We start from the raw sequence: 18552 nt of genomic DNA, 5'->3' as shown, positions 1-18552 counted from the left end.
AAAAGGCTAAGAAAACAGATCAAAGGCTATCACAATGACCTGTGCGATAAAAGTACTTACAGAAACAGTAATAAAGGTTTCTTTAAAAGCATTTTTGTGGTTAAGTCCTGTCAATGCTAAGAAGGTGAGAAAGACACCACTTTGGGGCACAATGGTAAAGATATTAGAAGCAATAGTGGCAACACGGTGAATCATTTCGGGATTAAGGCCTTGATCTAAATAATACTGGGCAAAGTTAGGCATGACAATTCCTAGAGCACCGGAAGAAGAGCCGGTAATAGCTGACATAGAGGAAGTCAACACGGCTAAACTAATAAGAGGATTACCGGGAATATTCAAAATGAGATCTGAGAAGAATGTGAAACCTGGGACAATCATCACAACGGCTCCGAAGGCAACTGCAGATGCTGTCGCAAAAATAGGTGCAATAGAGCTGCTAGCTCCTAAATTAAAGACAGCAATCTTATTAGGAATAAACTGTCTAAAGAGCCAGCTTGCGGTGAGAATGACAGCTAAAAGTGCTATGAAAATAATGTTCTTCTTAAAAAAATCGTTTCCGAAAAGGCTACCGGTTAGGGCGATAATAATGAGCAACAATAAAGGTAAGATACTGGCAAGGAAATGTGGGAGATTTTTTGTTTTCACTTGTATCTCATTGTCAAAAGCATAAGTGGCATAAGTTTCACCCCTTGCCATACTTTTTGCTAGACAATATTTCATATAAAAGAGCCCAAAAGCCACGCAGCCAATTGAGCCAACGATACTCGGAATGGCGGCAGCAGTTAGTGAGGTGTCCAAGTATTGAATAGGAATAACATTTTGAATGGCAGGTGTTCCGGGTAAAATCGTCATGGTAAAAGTTGCAATACCGAGCCAAAGAGGAACTTGAATTAAGTTCCAAGCCAAGTCCATTTTTTTGAATAGGCTTCGTGCAAGCGGCAAGACAGCAAACATGACAACAAAGAGGCTGATTCCCCCATAAGTTAATATAGCACTGATCAGAAAAATAGCAACGAGTACTTTATAAGGACTATCATGACCAACTTTTTTTAAAATATAATCTGCAATAGAAGTGGTTGCACCGCTTGTTTCCATTAATTTGGCTAAGATAGAACCTAATAAAAAGATAGCAAAATAATTGAGAATATAAGTGGAGAGTGCCCCCATAAATTGGTTGGGTTCTTTTCCAAGTAAGGTTGTGGTTGGATCCATTTGATTAAACAAAATGACCAAGCTGGTAGCAAGAGGCGCAGCGATGATAATGTTAACTTCTTTGACATACAGGTAAATAATAACAATAACACCTACCAAGACCCCCAGAGAACCAATAATTTCCATAGTTTTATGACCTCCTTATTAGAAAATAAAGAGACAGATCACAAGATACAGCCTCTTTATCTCTCCAAATTTATTGAGCAGTGTAGCCACCGTCTAAGATACAGGCTTGACCTGTAACACCTTTTGCCTTATCACTGGCAAGGAAAGACACATAGTCTGCAATTTCTTGAACGTCAATGAGGCGTTTTTGAGGAACAAGTGGGTATAGCACTTCTTCAAGAACATTTTCAAGGGGAATACCTCTTGTTTTGGAAAGGTCTTCAAACTGGCCACGAACCAGTGGTGTGTCAACATATCCAGGACAAATGGCATTGACCGTAATGCCTGAATCAGCAGCTTCTAAGGCAGTTACTTTGGTCAGACCGATCAAGCCGTGCTTAGCTGAATTGTAGGCGGATTTGCCAGCAAAACCAATGACACCATTGATAGAAGCCATATTAATAATACGACCGTGTTTTTGAGCTTTCATTGTAGGAAAAGCACGTTTAATGGCAATAAATGGTGCTGTCAACATGATTTTAATCATGAATTCAAATTTTTCAGTTGGAAAATCTTCAATCATGGCAACATGTTGAAGACCTGCGTTGTTAACCAAAATATCAATACGACCATATTTTTCAACAACCGTATCAATAGCAGCATTGATGGCTTCTTCTTTGGTGACATCGCACACAACACTAAAAGCGTCATAGCCTTCTTTAGTATAGTCAGCAACAACCTGATCCAGTTTTTCTTGATTAATGTCGGAAAAAACAACCGTTTTACCTTCTTTTAATAAGGTTTCCCCGATTTGTTTTCCAATTCCGCTTGCAGCACCAGTGATAAATGCAACTTCTTTAGTATGTGTCATGATACTATCCTCGTCTTTCTTTTGGTTAGTCTTTAGTTTGTTTTATCAATTAGGGTAACTTCGGTAACGTTTTGCACGTCTTCAAAGGTGTAATCTGGGTTAATTTCAAGGGCGCATAGACCTTCATCTTGATATTCAAAGACTCCCATTTCAGTAATGATTAGGTTAACAACATTTTGAGCAGTCAGAGGAAGGGTGCATTTGTCTAAAATTTTTGCTTTGCCTTTATTGGTATGCTCCATTGCAACAATGACTTTTTTAGCACCTACCAATAAGTCCATGGCCCCTCCCATCCCAGGAACCATTTTTCCAGGAATCAGGTAATTAGCAATGCTAGCTTCTTTATCAACTTGTAAGGCACCTAAGACGGTTGCGGCCACATGGCCGCCTCGAATAATACCAAAGGAAGTTGAGCTATCGAAGAAAGCCCCTCCAGGAGCAATACTAACAGGTTGCCCACCAGCATTAACAATAGTAGGATCGTAGTGATCATCTGTTAATCCAGTGAGACCGACAAAACCATTTTCGGACTGCAGGGTAATGGTTACACCTTCAGGAATATAGTTGGCTACTTTTGTTGGCAAACCTATGCCTAAGTTGACCAGTGTATTGTGTTCTAATTCTTGTGCAACGCGCTTAGCAATACGTGTTTGAATCTCTTCTTTTGAAAGAACAGTAGTTGATGTTCCCATGTTAGGCTCCTTTCACTAAGTAGTTAACAAAAATGCCAGGAGTATGGACAAAATTAGGATCCATTTGCCCCACGTCAACAATTTCTCTTGCTTCAACAATGGTGGTTTTCGCATTAGCAGCCATCACATGATTAAAGTTATTTTCAGAACCTGCGTATTGCAAATTGCCATTTTTATCTGCCTTGTTAGCAAAAATAAGTGCGACATCAGCTTTCAAAGGTTTTTCAAGAAGGTAGTCTTTGCCGTCAATAGTAATGACTTCTTTTCCTTTGGCAACTTCGGTTCCTATTCCAGTAGGTGTTAAGAAACCGCCTAGCCCAAAACCGCCACTGCGGATGCGCTCAGCTAATGTTCCCTGAGGTACAAGATCAATTACAGTCTCGCCCTCAGTCATTTGTCGGCCTGCTTCACGGTTGAGACCGATATGTGATGCAATAATAGTTGAAAACTGTTTATTGGCAACCATCTTACCAACGCCTTTGTCAGGAAAACCGGCATCGTTACAGATTAAAGTGAGGTCTTTGACACCTTTTTCCACAAGTGCATCAATTAATTTTTCTGGTGTGCCATTTGTCATGAAGCCACCAACCATAATGGTATCACCATCTTTAACGTGAGCTACCGCTTCTTTTATTGTGATTTCTTTACACATTTTTTCTACCAACTTTCACGAGACTAAGTATTGTTTTTCACGATAACAGCAGTTCCTTGTCCTCCACCAATGCAAAGTGTTGCTAGTCCTCTGGTTACTTGGCGTTTTTTCATTTCGTGGATTAATGTGACTAGAATGCGAGCGCCACTGGCACCAATAGGATGACCTAAAGCGATGGCTCCTCCATTAACATTCACGATTTCTGGGTTTAACTTTAAATCTTTTAAAACCGCCAAGGACTGTGCTGCAAATGCTTCATTGGACTCCACTAAGTCCAAATCAGAAATTGTTAATCCAGCTTTCTTAAGGGCTTTTTGAGTGGCAGGAATTGGTCCAGTTCCCATCAGTTCAGGTGCAACACCTGCACTAGCATAGCTTTCAATAGTGACTAAAGGTGTTAACCCTAATTCAAGAGCTTTTTCTTCAGTCATTAACATCAATAAGGCTGCACCATCGTTTATTCCTGAGGCATTCCCAGCAGTAACGGTTCCTTCTTTAGGGAGGAAAGCAGGACGTAATTGCTGTAATTTTTCAAGGCTTGTATCAACTTTTGGGTATTCATCTGTTGTAACAATTAAAGGGTCTTTGCGTCGTTGAGGCACAGAGACAGGGACAATTTCGTCAGCAAAACGATGATTTTCTAATGCTTTAGCAGCTTTTTCTTGGCTTTCTAAAGCAAATTGATCTTGCTCTTCTCTTGAGATGCCATATTTCTGAGCAACGTTTTCAGCAGTAATACCCATGTGGTAATTGTTAAAAGCATCTGTTAAGCCATCATGAACAAGAGTATCAATCAATTGACTATTACCAAGTCGCTGTCCAAAACGGTGCTGAGTTGATACATAGGCTGCTTGTGACATGTTTTCGACACCACCAGCAATAACGATATCAGCGTCACCAAGCATGATGCTTTGCGCAGCTAATTGGATTGCTTTAAGTCCAGAACCGCAAACCATATCTAATGTGAAAGCTGTTTTATCTTCAGGAATTCCTGAGTGGACTGCAACTTGTCTTGCCACATTTTGTCCTAGGCCTGCATGAAGGACGTTTCCTAGGATGACTTCATCAACCATTTCAGGCTTTACTTGCGTTTTATCAAGGATTTTTTTCAGTACAGTTGTTCCAAGTTCAACAGCAGAGACACTTTTAAAGGAGCCTCCAAAAGCTCCGATAGGAGTTCGTAAAGCTTCAACGATAACTATGTTTTTCATAAAATAAACATCCTTTCAGTTTTAGAAAAGCGCTTTCCATGTCTCTAAGATAACAAGAAAACGCTAAAAATAAAAATATAGAATTTTTATAAGCATATAAATTTTTTTGATAGAGTTGGCAATAGCATTTAACATCTACTTGTGTCATAATATAGGTAATTATACCGGAAAAAGCAATTGATAAGACAAGGAGAATCCTATTTGGATATTAAACAAATTCGTTATTTTATCGCAATCGTTGAAAATCATTTTAACTTGAGCCAGGCGGCGGAACTGTTGTATGTGTCGCAGCCGACACTTAGCATGATGATCAATGATTTTGAAAAAAGAGAAAATGTTAAGCTCTTCAAACGAAAAAGAGGTCGTATTATTGGGTTAACCTATCTTGGTGATAATTATTATAAGGACGCTCAAAAGGTTCTCAGTCTCTATGATGACATGTTTTTGAAATTGCATGATCACAGTAAAGGGTTAAAGGGAAGTATCAATATTGGTATTCCTCCTCTTATTTTATCAGTTGTTTTCTCAGAAGTAATGCCAAAACTGATTTTAGAAAATCCGGGGATTCAATTCAATGTTAAGGAGATTGGTGCTTACCAACTAAAAAATGAACTACTCGTGGGAAATGTTGACGTCGCAGTCTTGTTATCCCCAACAGGCATCGCTGATAATTTGGTTGAGACTTATGAAATCCAGAGATCAGAATTATCTGTATGCCTGTCTCCACGCCATCGTTTAGCTTCCAAAAAAGTTATTCAGTGGGAAGATTTAACAGATGAACAACTTGCCCTATTTGATCCTAGTTTCATGGTTCACCATTTAGTGCTTGAAGCTTGCGAGCGTCACCAAGTCAGACCTAATATTATTTTGACGTCCTCTTCCTGGGATTTTATGCTTAATTCTACCAAGATTAATCACAACGTCTTAACTATTTGTCCCAAACCTATTACAGAATTATACCAATTAAAGGACATTAAGTGTATTCCAATGGAACGTCCCATTTCTTGGCGTGTTGTCTTAACACGCCTCCGGAAAAAAAGTTATTCTGAAATAGAAGCCTACATCATGGACGACTTGCTACAGTCTTTTTTTAAGTAGGGTTCTCAACCACTTGGCCCAAATGTTAATTTTTTTAAAAATGAATTGGAATTGTGTAAACGCTCAATTTATGATAAACTAAGAGATGGCTTTCTATTAATGAAATCTAGAATATATTGAGGTACAAACATGGTTAATATTATTTTATTAATTGTTTCTGCCCTCATTGGTTTAATATTAGGTTATGCACTTATTTCGATTAGACTCAAGTCTGCGAAGGAAGCTGCAGAGTTGACTCTTTTAAACGCTGAACAAGAAGCTGTTGATATTCGTGGCAAAGCAGAAGTAGATGCTGAACACATCAAAAAAACAGCTAAACGTGAAAGTAAAGCAAATCGTAAAGAATTACTTTTAGAAGCAAAAGAAGAGGCAAGAAAATATCGTGAAGAGATTGAACAAGAATTTAAGTCTGAAAGACAAGAGCTTAAACAACTCGAGACACGCTTAGCGGAGCGCTCCTTAACTCTTGACCGTAAAGATGAAAACCTATCAAGTAAAGAAAAGGTACTAGATAGTAAAGAACAAAGTCTGACCGATAAATCTAAACACATTGATGAGCGGCAACTTCAAGTGGAAAAACTTGAAGAGGAGAAAAAAGCAGAACTGGAAAAAGTTGCTGCGATGACGATTGCAGAAGCGCGTGAAGTGATTTTAATGGAGACGGAAAACAAACTGACCCATGAAATTGCGACGCGCATTCGAGATGCCGAACGTGACATCAAGGACCGAACAGTTAAAACAGCCAAGGACTTGTTAGCGCAAGCCATGCAACGCCTTGCTGGTGAGTATGTGACTGAACAAACTATTACCAGTGTCCATCTCCCAGACGACAACATGAAGGGCCGAATTATTGGACGTGAAGGCCGTAATATTCGTACTTTAGAGAGCTTGACTGGCATTGACGTTATTATTGACGATACTCCTGAAGTTGTTATCTTATCAGGATTTGATCCTATTCGACGTGAAATTGCTCGTATGACCTTGGAATCTCTGATTGCTGATGGTCGCATCCATCCAGCTCGTATCGAGGAATTGGTTGAGAAAAATCGTCTTGAAATGGATAATCGTATTCGTGAGTACGGTGAAGCTGCAGCCTATGAGATTGGTGCACCAAACCTTCATCCTGATTTGATTAAAATCATGGGACGCCTGCAATTCCGTACCTCGTTTGGTCAAAATGTCCTACGTCACTCTGTTGAGGTTGGTAAGTTAGCTGGTATTTTAGCTGGTGAGTTAGGTGAAAATGTTGCTCTTGCCCGCCGTGCTGGTTTCTTGCATGATATGGGTAAAGCTATTGACCGTGAGGTTGAAGGCAGTCACGTTGAGATTGGAATGGAATTTGCACGTAAATACAAAGAACATCCAGTTGTTGTCAACACTATTGCTAGCCACCACGGAGATGTGGAGCCAGATTCTGTGATCGCTGTGCTAGTAGCTGCAGCAGACGCTCTCAGTTCGGCTCGTCCAGGCGCTCGTAATGAGTCAATGGAGAATTACATCAAGCGTCTTCGTGATTTAGAAGAAATCGCGACAAGTTTTGATGGGGTACAAAATAGTTTTGCTCTACAAGCTGGACGTGAGATTCGTATTATGGTTCAACCTGAAAAAATTTCAGATGATCAGGTTGTCATTTTGTCGCATAAAGTAAGAGAAAAAATTGAAAACAATCTAGATTACCCAGGAAATATTAAAGTAACTGTTATTCGTGAGATGAGAGCGGTTGATTATGCCAAGTAGAAAAAGAGGAATTATCCTCTTTTTCTTTATGACTTGCCTTTGAAAATGTTCTTGAAAAAGACTAGCCTTTTTGATAAACTATTAAAAAGCAACTAATAAGGAGAATACAATGTCTGAACGCGGTTTGTTAATCGTCTTTTCTGGCCCTTCAGGTGTCGGAAAAGGAACGGTAAGACAAGAAATTTTTTCAACGCCAGATCATAAATTTGAATATTCGGTTTCAATGACGACTCGTCCGCAAAGACCGGGCGAGGTTGATGGGGTTGATTATTTCTTCCGCACACGTGAAGAATTTGAAGAACTCATTAAAACTGGTCAAATGCTAGAGTATGCTGAATATGTTGGTAATTACTATGGCACCCCTTTAACTTATGTTAATGAGACTCTTGATAAGGGAATTGATGTCTTTTTAGAAATTGAAGTTCAAGGAGCTCTTCAGGTTAAGTCAAAAGTACCAGATGGTGTTTTTGTTTTTTTAACACCACCAGATTTAGATGAATTAGAAGACCGCCTGGTTGGTCGTGGTACAGATAGTCAAGAAGTCATAGCTCAACGTATTGAAAGAGCAAAAGAAGAAATTGCCCTTATGCGCGAATACGATTATGCAGTTGTTAATGATGAAGTTGCCTTGGCAGCTGAGCGGGTTAAGCGTATCATTGAGACAGAACACTTTCGTGTGGAGCGCGTGATTGGTCGTTATGATAAAATGATTAAAATAACAAAAAATTCCTTTAAAGCTAAATAGAAAAGAGTAAGCATTATGATGTTAAAACCTTCCATTGATACCTTATTAGATAAAGTACCATCCAAGTATTCACTTGTGATTTTACAAGCCAAACGTGCCCATGAACTAGAAGCTGGTGCCACTCCAACTCAAGAATTTAAATCAGTGAAGTCAACACTTCAGGCACTTGAAGAAATTGAATCAGGAAACGTTGTGATTCACCCAGATCCTTCAGCTAAACGTGAAGCTGTCCGTGCTAAGATTGAGGCAGAACGCTTGGCCAAAGAGGAAGAGGAACGTAAAATCAAAGAACAAATTGCCAAAGAAAAAGAAGAAGAAGGAGAAAAAATCTAAGGTTTCAGAAATCTTAGATTTTTTCATATTTAGTACGATGTCCATGACAGAAAAGGAGAAGCAAATGGAAAAAGTAGCTCATGTGATTGTAGATATTCCATTGATGCAAACGGACAAGCCATTTTCTTATGGTATTCCAAAAGAGTTAGTTTCTCTCGTGCAGCTTGGTTCTCGTGTGCATGTTCCTTTTGGAAAAGGGAATCGTTTGTTGCAAGGCTTTATTATTGGTTTTGGCCAAGAAGATTCAAGCTCTCTTAAACTGATTCAGACCGTTTTAGATCCTGAGCCAGTCCTAAACCAAGAGCAATTGACCCTTGCTGATCAGCTTCGAAAAACAGTTTTTTCTTATAAAATCACGCTCTTAAAAGCAATGATTCCTAATCTTCTTAACTCTAACTATGATAAAGTGCTAAGGCCAGAGTCAGGTCTAAAAAAGTCTGATAGGGACTTTCTTTTTGAAGGAAAACCATCTGTCTTATATTCTACCTTAGACCGCGAGAAGGAAAAAATAGCTCTTAAGGGCATACAAGCTGGGCATATTACTGTTAGTTATTTAGCCAAAGACAAGAAAAACCTAAAGACAGAAAAATATTATCACGTCGACTTAGACGCCTTAGCGGTACATCCCATCTCTAGTCGTGCCAAAAAGCGTCAATTATTAAAAGACTATCTGCTAACCCATACGAAGGAAGCTAAACTTGCAACGCTTTATCAAGCCTTTTCTAGAGATGTGGTGGCTTACTTTGTGACAAATCACTTAATTCGTATTGACGAACGTCCAATTGATCGCAGTGAGTCCTATTTTGACCAGATCAAACCATCTTCTTTTTTAACCTTAAATGAACAGCAGGCGTCAGCTGTTACTGAAATTGTTGAACAAATTGGGAAACCGAGTAAACCTTTTTTGATTGAAGGGATTACAGGTTCGGGTAAGACAGAAGTTTATCTTCATATCATCGAAGCGGTTTTAAAACAGGATAAGACAGCCATTGTTTTAGTGCCAGAAATTTCGTTGACTCCTCAGATGACCTCTCGTTTTATTTCCCGTTTCGGAAAGCAAGTGGCTATTATGCATTCAGGCTTATCAGATGGTGAAAAGTTTGATGAGTGGCGCAAGATAAAAACAGGACAGGCTAAGGTTGTGGTTGGTGCCCGCTCTGCTATTTTCTCCCCACTAGAGCGGATTGGTGCAATTATTATCGATGAGGAGCATGAATCAACCTATAAACAAGAAAGCAACCCTAGATACCATGCCAGAGAGGTTGCCCTGCTCAGAGCTAAACACCATCAAGCAGTTGTGGTTATGGGCTCTGCTACGCCAAGTATTGAAAGCCGAGCAAGGGCTAGTAAGGGTGTCTATCATTTTATTCAATTAACGCAAAGAGCAAACCCTCTTGCTAAGATTCCAGAAGTAACGATTGTTGATTTTCGTGATTATATTGGACAGCAAGCAGTTAGTAATTTTACCCCATATTTGATTGATAAGATTAAAGAACGTTTGGTTAAAAAAGAACAAGTTGTCTTAATGTTAAATAGACGTGGTTATTCTAGTTTTGTGATGTGTCGGGACTGTGGTTATGTGGACAAATGTCCCAACTGTGATATCTCTTTAACCCTTCACATGGATACTAAAACTATGAATTGCCATTACTGTGGGTTTCAAAAACCTATCCCAATTACTTGTCCTGAGTGTCATAGCAATAGTATCCGCTATTATGGCACTGGAACTCAAAAAGCTTTTGATGAATTGCAAGGGGTTATTCCAGAAGCTAAGATCTTGAGAATGGATGTTGACACCACACGAAAAAAAAGAAGTCACAAAACCATACTAGATAGTTTTGGTCGCCAGGAAGCAGATATTTTGTTAGGGACGCAAATGATTGCCAAAGGACTGGATTTTCCAAATGTGACTTTAGTTGGGGTACTAAATGCAGATACTTCCTTAAATTTGCCGGATTTTCGAGCGTCAGAAAAAACGTTTCAATTGTTAACACAGGTTGCTGGTCGGGCAGGCCGTGCCCATAAGCCAGGAGAGGTCTTGATTCAAACTTATAATCCCGATCACTATGCTATTCAATTAGCTAAGAAACAAGATTTTGAAGCTTTTTACCGTTATGAGATGTCTATTCGTCATCAAATGGCTTATCCCCCTTACTACTTTACAGTGGGTATTACGCTTTCGCATCGTTTAGAAGCATCGGTTGTAAAAAAAGCTTATCAAGTTACAGAACTGCTAAAGAGTCACTTATCGGATAATATTAAAATATTAGGACCGACTCCTAAGCCAATTGCTAGAACACACAATTTATACCACTATCAAATTTTGTTAAAATACCGTTTTGAAGATAACCTAGAAGAGACGCTCAATCGTATTCTTGATTGGAGTCAAGAAGCAGATAATCGTCATTTAAAACTAATTATTGATTGTGAACCGCAACAATTTTTATAAGGTAAATCACTAAATCTAGGATGATCAGTTATGATATAATAAAAATACAAAGAGGAAAGTCATGATAAAATTATTATTTATGGGAACTCCCCAATTTTCAGCAACTGTATTGAAGGGCTTGCTAGATAATCCTGCCTATGAGATTTTAGGAGTGGTTACTCAGCCTGATCGAGCTGTTGGACGCAAAAAAGATATTAAGGTAACACCTGTAAAGCAATTAGCTCTTGAGCATGGAATAGCAATCTATCAGCCGGAAAAATTATCAGGCTCTCAAGAACTCATTGAGATTATGGGACTTGGTGCAGATGGTATTATTACAGCAGCATTTGGCCAATTTTTACCAACAATATTACTTGATTCAGTTTCATTTGCTATTAATGTACATGCATCATTGTTACCTAAATATCGAGGTGGAGCACCTATCCATTATGCTATTATGAATGGAGATAAAGAGGCCGGCGTTACTATTATGGAAATGATTAAAGAAATGGATGCAGGTGACATGGTCGCTAAAGCAAGCACTCCAATTCTTGAAACCGATAATGTAGGTACTCTTTTTGAGAAATTAGCCATCATTGGTCGAGACTTACTTTTGGATAGTTTGCCAGCTTATCTTTCTGGAGAATTAAAACCTATTCCTCAAGATCACAGCCAAGCTACTTTTTCACCTAATATCTCTCCAGAACATGAAAAATTAGATTGGACAATGTCTAATCAAGAAGTGTTCAATCATATTCGAGGTATGAACCCTTGGCCGGTAGCGCATACGTTTTTAGAGGGGCAACGTTTAAAAATTTACGAAGCTCAACTAGCTGAAGGAGAGGGATTACCTGGACAAGTTGTTGTCAAAACCAAAAAATCTTTGGTAATAGCTACTGGACAAGGTGCTTTGTCCTTGATCGTTGTGCAACCGGCTGGTAAACCTAAAATGTCAATAATAGACTTTTTAAACGGCATTGGTAGAAAACTTGAAGTAGGGGACATCATTGGCAGATAATTGGAAAAAAAGTACGCGAGGCAAAGCCCTCCTTGTCATTGAAGCTATTTTTGATCAGGGGGCTTACACAAACATAGCGCTTAATCAGCAACTAAGCAATAAAGCTTTATCTGCTAAGGACAGAGCTCTATTAACTGAGATTGTATATGGTACCGTTTCACGTAAAATTAGCTTGGAATGGTATTTAGCCCATTATGTCAAAGACCGAGATAAATTGGACAAATGGGTTTATTATCTCCTTATGCTCAGTCTTTATCAACTGACTTATTTAGATAAGTTACCAGCGCATGCCATTGTTAACGATGCGGTTGGTATTGCCAAAAATCGTGGCAATAAAAAAGGTGCAGAGAAGTTTGTCAATGCTATTTTACGTCAATTCACCAGCCATCCTCTCCCAGATATGGAAACAATTAAGCGTCGAAATAAGTATTATTCGGTCAAGTATTCACTGCCTGTTTGGTTGGTTAAAAAGTTAGAAGACCAATTTGGTTCTGACAGATCAGTGGCCATCATGGAAAGTTTATTTGTGCGTAGTAAGGCTAGTATTCGCGTGACAGACCCTTTGAAGCTAGAGGAAGTTGCTGAGGCTTTAGATGCAGAACGTTCCCTTTTATCAGCAACTGGTTTAACCAAAGCGTCAGGTCATTTTGCAGCCAGTGATTATTTCACAAATGGGGACATCACTATTCAAGATGAAAGCAGTCAGCTTGTAGCTCCTACTTTAAACATTGACGGTGACGACATAATTCTTGATGCGTGTAGCGCTCCAGGGGGCAAGACCTCTCATATAGCATCTTACTTAAAAACAGGTAAAGTTATTGCCTTAGATCTCTATGATCATAAACTAGAGTTGGTGAAGGAAAATGCTAACCGCTTAGGAGTTGCTGATAACATTGAGACAAGAAAACTAGATGCCAGAGAGGTTCATCGTCATTTTGAAAAGGATAGCTTTGATAAGATTTTGGTGGATGCTCCTTGCTCAGGAATTGGTTTGATTCGTCGAAAACCCGATATCAAATATAATAAAGAAAGTCAAGATTTCAATGCTCTGCAAGCTATCCAGCTAGAGATATTGTCTAGTGTTTGTCAAACCTTGCGTAAAGGTGGTATAATAACATACAGTACTTGCACTATTTTTGATGAGGAGAATCGTCAAGTCATCGAAGCATTTTTACAGAGTCATCCTAATTTTGAACAAGTAAAACTGAACCATACACAAGCAGATATTGTCAAGGATGGTTATCTTATTATCACACCAGAACAATACCAGACTGATGGCTTCTTTATTGGACAAGTCAGACGAGTCTTGTAGTATTTTAGGAGGAAACTGACTGAGTCAGAAAAAACGTATGAAGATTTCATTAAAAACAGACATTGGGCAAAAACGCTCAAACAATCAAGATTTTATCAATAAGTTTGATAATAAAAAAGGCATCACTTTAGTGATTTTAGCAGACGGTATGGGTGGCCACAGAGCTGGAAATATTGCCAGTGAGATGACAGTCACAGACCTGGGAAGAGAATGGGTAAAAACAGACTTCACAGAGTTAAGTCAGATTAGAGATTGGTTATTTGAAACTATCCAGTCAGAAAATCAACGGATTTATGATCTAGGCCAATCAGAAGACTTTAAAGGAATGGGAACGACTGTTGAAGCAGTAGCTTTAGTTGAATCTAGCGCCATTTATGCTCATATTGGTGATTCACGGATTGGTCTTGTCCATGATGGGCATTATACCTTATTGACCAGTGATCATTCTTTAGTGAATGAGTTGGTTAAGGCAGGACAGATCACAGAAGAAGAAGCTGCTAGCCATCCACAAAGAAATATTATCACTCAATCTATTGGTCAAGCTTCCCCAGTAGAGCCTGATTTAGGAGTGAGGGTTTTGGAGCCAGGGGATTATCTTGTCATTAACAGTGATGGTCTAACCAATATGATTTCAAATGATGAAATTGTGACTATCTTGGGCAGTAAGGTTAGTCTTGATGAAAAAAACCAAGAAATGATTGACTTAGCTAACCTAAGAGGAGGCCTAGATAATATTACAATCGCTTTGGTTCATAACGAAAGTGAGGACGTCGAATGATTCAGATTGGCAAATTATTTGCTGGTCGTTATCGCATTCTGAAATCTATTGGCCGCGGTGGTATGGCGGATGTTTATTTAGCAAATGACTTGATCTTGGATAATGAAGACGTTGCAATCAAGGTCTTGCGTACCAATTATCAAACAGATCAGGTAGCAGTTGCGCGTTTCCAACGAGAAGCGCGGGCCATGGCTGAATTGAACCATCCCAATATTGTTGCCATCCGGGATATAGGTGAAGAAGACGGACAGCAATTTTTAGTAATGGAATATGTGGATGGTGCTGACCTAAAGAGATACATTCAAAATCATGCTCCATTATCTAATAATGAAGTGGTTAGAATTATGGAAGAAGTCCTTTCTGCTATGACTTTAGCCCACCAAAAAGGAATTGTACACAGAGATTTAAAACCTCAAAATATCCTACTAACTAAGGAGGGTGTTGTCAAAGTAACTGATTTCGGCATCGCAGTAGCCTTTGCAGAAACAAGCTTGACACAAACTAATTCGATGTTAGGCAGTGTTCATTACTTGTCTCCAGAACAGGCTCGCGGCTCCAAAGCGACGATTCAAAGTGATATTTATGCGATGGGGATTATGCTCTTTGAGATGTTGACAGGCCATATCCCTTATGACGGCGATAGTGCTGTTACGATTGCCTTGCAACATTTTCAAAAGCCTCTTCCATCTATTATCGAGGAGAACCACAATGTGCCACAAGCTTTGGAGAATGTTGTTATTCGAGCAACAGCCAAGAAATTAAGTGATCGTTACGGGTCAACCTTTGAAATGAGTCGTGACTTAATGACGGCGCTTAGTTATAATCGTAGTCGGGAGCGTAAGATTATCTTTGAGAATGTTGAAAGTACCAAACCCCTCCCCAAAGTGGCCTCAGGTCCCACCGCTTCTGTAAAATTGTCTCCCCCTACCCCAACAGTGTTAACACAGGAAAGTCGATTAGATCAAACTAATCAAACAGATGCTTTACAGCCCCCCACCAAAAAGAAAAAAAGTGGTCGTTTTTTAGGTACTTTATTCAAAATTCTTTTTTCTTTCTTTATTGTAGGTGTAGCACTCTTTACTTATCTTATACTAACTAAACCAACTTCTGTGAAAGTTCCTAATGTAGCAGGCACTAGTCTTAAAGTTGCCAAACAAGAACTGTATGATGTTGGGCTAAAAGTGGGTAAAATCAGGCAAATTGAGAGTGATACGGTTGCTGAGGGAAATGTAGTTAGAACAGATCCTAAAGCAGGAACAGCTAAGAGGCAAGGCTCAAGCATTACGCTTTATGTGTCAATTGGAAACAAAGGTTTTGACATGGAAAACTACAAAGGACTAGATTATCAAGAAGCTATGAATAGTTTGATAGAAACTTATGGTGTTCCAAAATCAAAAATCAAAATTGAGCGCATTGTAACTAATGAATATCCTGAAAATACAGTCATCAGTCAATCGCCAAGTGCGGGTGATAAATTTAATCCAAACGGAAAGTCTAAAATTACGCTCAGTGTTGCTGTTAGTGATACGATCACTATGCCTATGGTAACAGAATATAGTTATGCAGATGCAGTCAATACCTTAACAGCTTTAGGTATAGATGCATCTAGAATAAAAGCTTATGTGCCAAGCTCTAGCTCAGCAACGGGCTTTGTGCCAATTCATTCTCCTAGTTCTAAAGCTATTGTCAGTGGTCAATCTCCTTACTATGGAACGTCTTTGAGTCTGTCTGATAAAGGAGAGATTAGTCTTTACCTTTATCCAGAAGAAACACACTCTTCTAGTAGCTCATCGAGTTCAACGTCAAGTTCAAACAGTTCTTCAATAAATGATAGTACTGCACCAGGTAGCAACACTGAATTAAGCCCATCAGAAACTACTTCTCAAACACCTTAACAAAGAATAGTTAGTCTCATGTTTTACTGGCATGCCACTAACTATTCTTTTTAACTACTCGTCATATAAAGATGCAATTTTCCAGGAATTCTGATAAAATACAAAGAAATAAGGGGAAACTAATGAAAAAATTTCAATTCTTTTTACTTATCGAGTGTATACTGCTAGCTATGGGTATCATGACAATCTTGGATAATGATTTATCAAGTTTTATCCTAATTCTAGTTCTTATCTTATTAGCATTACGCTTTTATAACCAAGATAGCCGCAATAATTTTTTACTAACTGTCAGTTTATTGTTTCTTTTTTTAATTTTCATGCTTAATCCCTACATTATCATGGCTGTTCTTTTGGGGATAGTTTACATTTTCATTAACCATTTTTCACAAGTCAAAAAGAAGAATCGCTTTGCCTTGATTCGTTTCAAGGAAGAAAAGATTGAAGTGAACAATACCAAGCATCAATGGATTGGTACTGCTAATTATGAAAGTGATTATTATTGTTTTGATGACATTAACATCATTCGAATCTCAGGAAATGACACGGTTGACTTAACCAATGTTATTGTGACAGGAATGGATAATATCATTGTGATACGTAAAATTTTTGGAAATACGACTATATTGGTACCTATTGATGTCACTGTTACTTTAGATGTTAGTTCCATATACGGAAGCGTTGATTTTTTTAGATGTCAGCAATATGATTTGCGCAACGAATCTATTAAGTTAAAAGAAACGGATAACCAATCCCTTAAAAAAGTCAAAATTATCGTTACAACTATTGCCGGAAATGTTGAGGTGGATAGGCGATGAAAAAACGTTACTATGCTCTTGTTTGGCTCTACTCAACCATTACCATTTTATCTATTGTTTTTGTGGTCATGGATAATTTAGGAATCACTTTTAACTACCTTCGCAATCATTTATGGCAGGTCGAACGTCTAGGGTTTTCGATTTTATTGTTGATTGTTTCTGTGACTTTATTATTGTTGTTATTGTGGATTATTATGGATGATAACAGTAAGCGTAACATCAACCAAAATCTAAAATATATTCTCAATAATCGACGACTCTATCTAGATGAGACATCAGAAATCAATACTAATTTAAGTCGACTTTCTAAAAAAATGTCTCACCTGACTGCTAACATGCAAAAGAAAGAAAGTGCTTATATTCTTGATAGCCAAGAAGTTGTAAAACAAGAGCGCAAACGAATTGCAAGAGATTTACATGACACAGTCAGTCAAGAGCTATTCGCTTCGTCATTGATTTTATCAGGAATTTCGATGAGTTTGGAACAACTGGACAAAACACAATTACAAACACAGTTAACAACGGTTGAAGCAATGTTGCAAAATGCTCAAAATGATCTACGCATTCTCCTTTTGCATCTTAGACCTACCGAGCTAGCTAATCGGACTTTATCTGAGGGCCTTCATATGATTCTTAAGGAATTAACAGATAAAAGTGATATTGAAGTCATTTATAAGGAAACCATTGCTCAGCTTCCTAAAACAATGGAAGATAATCTTTTTAGAATTGCCCAAGAATTCATTAGCAACACGTTAAAACATGCTAAAGCTAGTCGAATTGAAGTTTATCTCAATCAAACCTCAACAGAATTACAATTGAAGATGATTGATGATGGTGTAGGATTTGATATGGATCAGGTAAGGGATTTGAGTTATGGTCTGAAGAATATTGAAGACCGTGTCAATGATTTAGCAGGAAACCTACATTTAATTAGTCAAAAAGGCAAAGGAGTTTCCATGGATATTAGACTGCCGATAGTGAAGGGAGATGACGATGAGTAAGATAAAAGTGATATTGGTCGATGATCATGAAATGGTCCGCATGGGACTCAAGAGTTTTTTGAATTTACAAGCTGATATTGATGTCGTTGGTGAGGCCTCTAATGGACGTGAAGGGGTTGATTTGGCATTGGCTTTGAAGCCAGATGTTTTGGTTATGGATCTAGTGATGCCAGAGTTAGGCGGTGTTGAGGCAACTTTAGAAGTCCTAAAAAAATGGAAAGAGGCTAAGGTACTTGTGTTAACTTCCTATCTAGATAATGAAAAGATATACCCTGTCATTGATGCAGGAGCGAAGGGTTATATGTTAAAAACATCGAGTGCGGCTGAAATTTTAAATGCCATTCGCAAGGTTTCAAAGGGAGAGTTAGCTATTGAAACAGAAGTTGACAAAAAAATTAAGGCGCATGATCAACACCCTGACTTGCATGAGGAACTAACAGCGCGTGAGTATGACATTTTACACCTTTTAGCTAAAGGGTATGATAATCAGACCATCGCTGATGAACTCTTTATTTCCTTAAAAACCGTCAAAACACATGTGTCCAATATTCTAGCCAAGTTAGAAGTTGGTGACCGAACCCAAGCGGTTGTCTATGCTTTTCGACATCATTTAGTCCCCCAAGACGATAATTAATGCTATAATATAGGG

The 18552-nt window shown here is 38.5% G+C and carries 17 protein-coding genes; 12 read left to right on the top strand and 5 right to left on the bottom strand.

The annotated features are described in order from the left end of the window. Positions 1 to 6: 6 nt before the first annotated feature. The 5 genes from B6D67_RS07705 to B6D67_RS07685 all read right to left on the bottom strand — a co-directional run bounded on the left by B6D67_RS07705 (position 7) and on the right by B6D67_RS07685 (position 4743). Positions 7 to 1338, bottom strand: a complete 1332-nt coding sequence (locus tag B6D67_RS07705) for a GntP family permease (RefSeq protein ID WP_010922546.1) — start codon at positions 1336 to 1338, stop codon at positions 7 to 9. A gap of 70 nt (positions 1339 to 1408) precedes the next feature. Continuing rightward, positions 1409 to 2188 (bottom strand): 3-hydroxybutyrate dehydrogenase, encoded by a 780-nt coding sequence (locus tag B6D67_RS07700; protein ID WP_002983637.1) that lies wholly within the window; start codon positions 2186 to 2188, stop codon positions 1409 to 1411. Positions 2189 to 2220: 32 nt separating this feature from the next. Continuing rightward, a complete protein-coding gene (locus B6D67_RS07695) occupies positions 2221 to 2880 on the bottom strand; it encodes a 3-oxoacid CoA-transferase subunit B (protein ID WP_010922545.1) in 660 nt (219 codons plus the stop codon). A gap of 1 nt (position 2881) precedes the next feature. Next, positions 2882 to 3532 carry a CoA transferase subunit A gene (locus B6D67_RS07690; protein WP_002983642.1) on the bottom strand — a complete coding sequence of 217 codons (651 nt, stop codon included), beginning with the start codon at positions 3530 to 3532 and terminating at the stop codon, positions 2882 to 2884. A 23-nt stretch (positions 3533 to 3555) separates the two neighbouring features. Beyond that, complete coding sequence (locus B6D67_RS07685) at positions 3556 to 4743, bottom strand: acetyl-CoA C-acetyltransferase (RefSeq protein ID WP_002992509.1); 1188 nt, start codon at positions 4741 to 4743, stop codon at positions 3556 to 3558. Positions 4744 to 4944: 201 nt separating this feature from the next. Here B6D67_RS07685 and B6D67_RS07680 point away from each other — a divergent pair, with 201 nt between their 5' ends. From B6D67_RS07680 to B6D67_RS07625, 12 genes are all read left to right on the top strand, one after another. Next, positions 4945 to 5841, top strand: a complete 897-nt coding sequence (locus B6D67_RS07680) for a LysR family transcriptional regulator (RefSeq protein ID WP_010922543.1) — start codon at positions 4945 to 4947, stop codon at positions 5839 to 5841. Between the two features lie 129 nt (positions 5842 to 5970). Then, positions 5971 to 7578, top strand: a complete 1608-nt coding sequence (locus tag B6D67_RS07675; protein WP_002988954.1) for a ribonuclease Y — start codon at positions 5971 to 5973, stop codon at positions 7576 to 7578. A gap of 109 nt (positions 7579 to 7687) precedes the next feature. Continuing rightward, positions 7688 to 8323 carry a guanylate kinase gene (gene gmk, locus B6D67_RS07670; RefSeq protein ID WP_010922542.1) on the top strand — a complete coding sequence of 212 codons (636 nt, stop codon included), beginning with the start codon at positions 7688 to 7690 and terminating at the stop codon, positions 8321 to 8323. Positions 8324 to 8338: 15 nt separating this feature from the next. Continuing rightward, complete coding sequence (gene rpoZ / locus B6D67_RS07665; RefSeq protein WP_002983650.1) at positions 8339 to 8656, top strand: DNA-directed RNA polymerase subunit omega; 318 nt, start codon at positions 8339 to 8341, stop codon at positions 8654 to 8656. 64 nt (positions 8657 to 8720) lie between these two features. Next, the gene (locus B6D67_RS07660) at positions 8721 to 11105 is read left to right on the top strand and encodes a primosomal protein N' (protein WP_010922541.1); all 2385 of its coding nucleotides are present in this window, start codon (positions 8721 to 8723) and stop codon (positions 11103 to 11105) included. A gap of 61 nt (positions 11106 to 11166) precedes the next feature. Next, the gene (gene fmt, locus B6D67_RS07655; RefSeq protein ID WP_029714068.1) at positions 11167 to 12102 is read left to right on the top strand and encodes a methionyl-tRNA formyltransferase; all 936 of its coding nucleotides are present in this window, start codon (positions 11167 to 11169) and stop codon (positions 12100 to 12102) included. Next, complete coding sequence (rsmB, locus tag B6D67_RS07650; protein WP_002983657.1) at positions 12092 to 13414, top strand: 16S rRNA (cytosine(967)-C(5))-methyltransferase RsmB; 1323 nt, start codon at positions 12092 to 12094, stop codon at positions 13412 to 13414. The genes fmt and rsmB overlap by 11 nt, the downstream gene beginning before the upstream one ends. Before the next feature lie 37 nt (positions 13415 to 13451). Then, a complete protein-coding gene (locus tag B6D67_RS07645) occupies positions 13452 to 14192 on the top strand; it encodes a Stp1/IreP family PP2C-type Ser/Thr phosphatase (protein ID WP_002983660.1) in 741 nt (246 codons plus the stop codon). Continuing rightward, on the top strand, positions 14189 to 16087 hold the full coding sequence (gene pknB, locus B6D67_RS07640) for a Stk1 family PASTA domain-containing Ser/Thr kinase (RefSeq protein WP_010922538.1): 1899 nt from the start codon (positions 14189 to 14191) through the stop codon (positions 16085 to 16087). Before B6D67_RS07645 ends, pknB begins: the two co-directional genes overlap by 4 nt. Positions 16088 to 16209: 122 nt before the next feature. Further along, entirely contained in the window at positions 16210 to 16902 is a 693-nt protein-coding gene (gene liaF, locus B6D67_RS07635) for a cell wall-active antibiotics response protein LiaF (protein WP_011054833.1), read from the top strand. Next, entirely contained in the window at positions 16899 to 17903 is a 1005-nt protein-coding gene (locus B6D67_RS07630; protein WP_002991890.1) for an envelope stress sensor histidine kinase LiaS, read from the top strand. The genes liaF and B6D67_RS07630 overlap by 4 nt, the downstream gene beginning before the upstream one ends. Further along, positions 17896 to 18537, top strand: coding sequence for a response regulator transcription factor (locus B6D67_RS07625; protein WP_010922536.1), 642 nt, complete (start codon positions 17896 to 17898; stop codon positions 18535 to 18537). Before B6D67_RS07630 ends, B6D67_RS07625 begins: the two co-directional genes overlap by 8 nt. Positions 18538 to 18552: the final 15 nt, after the last annotated feature.

This window comes from Streptococcus pyogenes (assembly GCF_002055535.1).
Taxonomy (GTDB): domain Bacteria; phylum Bacillota; class Bacilli; order Lactobacillales; family Streptococcaceae; genus Streptococcus; species Streptococcus pyogenes.
This window is presented reverse-complemented; position numbering and strand designations above follow the sequence as displayed.

Excerpts from the sequence above, each read along its gene's own strand:
- B6D67_RS07705 (WP_010922546.1), bottom strand. The coding sequence starts at position 1,338 with ATGGAAATTATTGGTTCTCTGGGGGTCTTGGTAGGTGTTATTGTTATT.
- B6D67_RS07700 (WP_002983637.1), bottom strand. The coding sequence starts at position 2,188 with ATGACACATACTAAAGAAGTTGCATTTATCACTGGTGCTGCAAGCGGA.
- B6D67_RS07695 (WP_010922545.1), bottom strand. The coding sequence starts at position 2,880 with ATGGGAACATCAACTACTGTTCTTTCAAAAGAAGAGATTCAAACACGT.
- B6D67_RS07690 (WP_002983642.1), bottom strand. The coding sequence starts at position 3,532 with ATGTGTAAAGAAATCACAATAAAAGAAGCGGTAGCTCACGTTAAAGAT.
- B6D67_RS07685 (WP_002992509.1), bottom strand. The coding sequence starts at position 4,743 with ATGAAAAACATAGTTATCGTTGAAGCTTTACGAACTCCTATCGGAGCT.
- B6D67_RS07675 (WP_002988954.1), top strand. The coding sequence starts at position 5,971 with ATGGTTAATATTATTTTATTAATTGTTTCTGCCCTCATTGGTTTAATA.
- gmk (WP_010922542.1), top strand. The coding sequence starts at position 7,688 with ATGTCTGAACGCGGTTTGTTAATCGTCTTTTCTGGCCCTTCAGGTGTC.
- rpoZ (WP_002983650.1), top strand. The coding sequence starts at position 8,339 with ATGATGTTAAAACCTTCCATTGATACCTTATTAGATAAAGTACCATCC.
- B6D67_RS07660 (WP_010922541.1), top strand. The coding sequence starts at position 8,721 with ATGGAAAAAGTAGCTCATGTGATTGTAGATATTCCATTGATGCAAACG.
- fmt (WP_029714068.1), top strand. The coding sequence starts at position 11,167 with ATGATAAAATTATTATTTATGGGAACTCCCCAATTTTCAGCAACTGTA.
- B6D67_RS07645 (WP_002983660.1), top strand. The coding sequence starts at position 13,452 with ATGAAGATTTCATTAAAAACAGACATTGGGCAAAAACGCTCAAACAAT.
- pknB (WP_010922538.1), top strand. The coding sequence starts at position 14,189 with ATGATTCAGATTGGCAAATTATTTGCTGGTCGTTATCGCATTCTGAAA.
- liaF (WP_011054833.1), top strand. The coding sequence starts at position 16,210 with ATGAAAAAATTTCAATTCTTTTTACTTATCGAGTGTATACTGCTAGCT.
- B6D67_RS07630 (WP_002991890.1), top strand. The coding sequence starts at position 16,899 with ATGAAAAAACGTTACTATGCTCTTGTTTGGCTCTACTCAACCATTACC.
- B6D67_RS07625 (WP_010922536.1), top strand. The coding sequence starts at position 17,896 with ATGAGTAAGATAAAAGTGATATTGGTCGATGATCATGAAATGGTCCGC.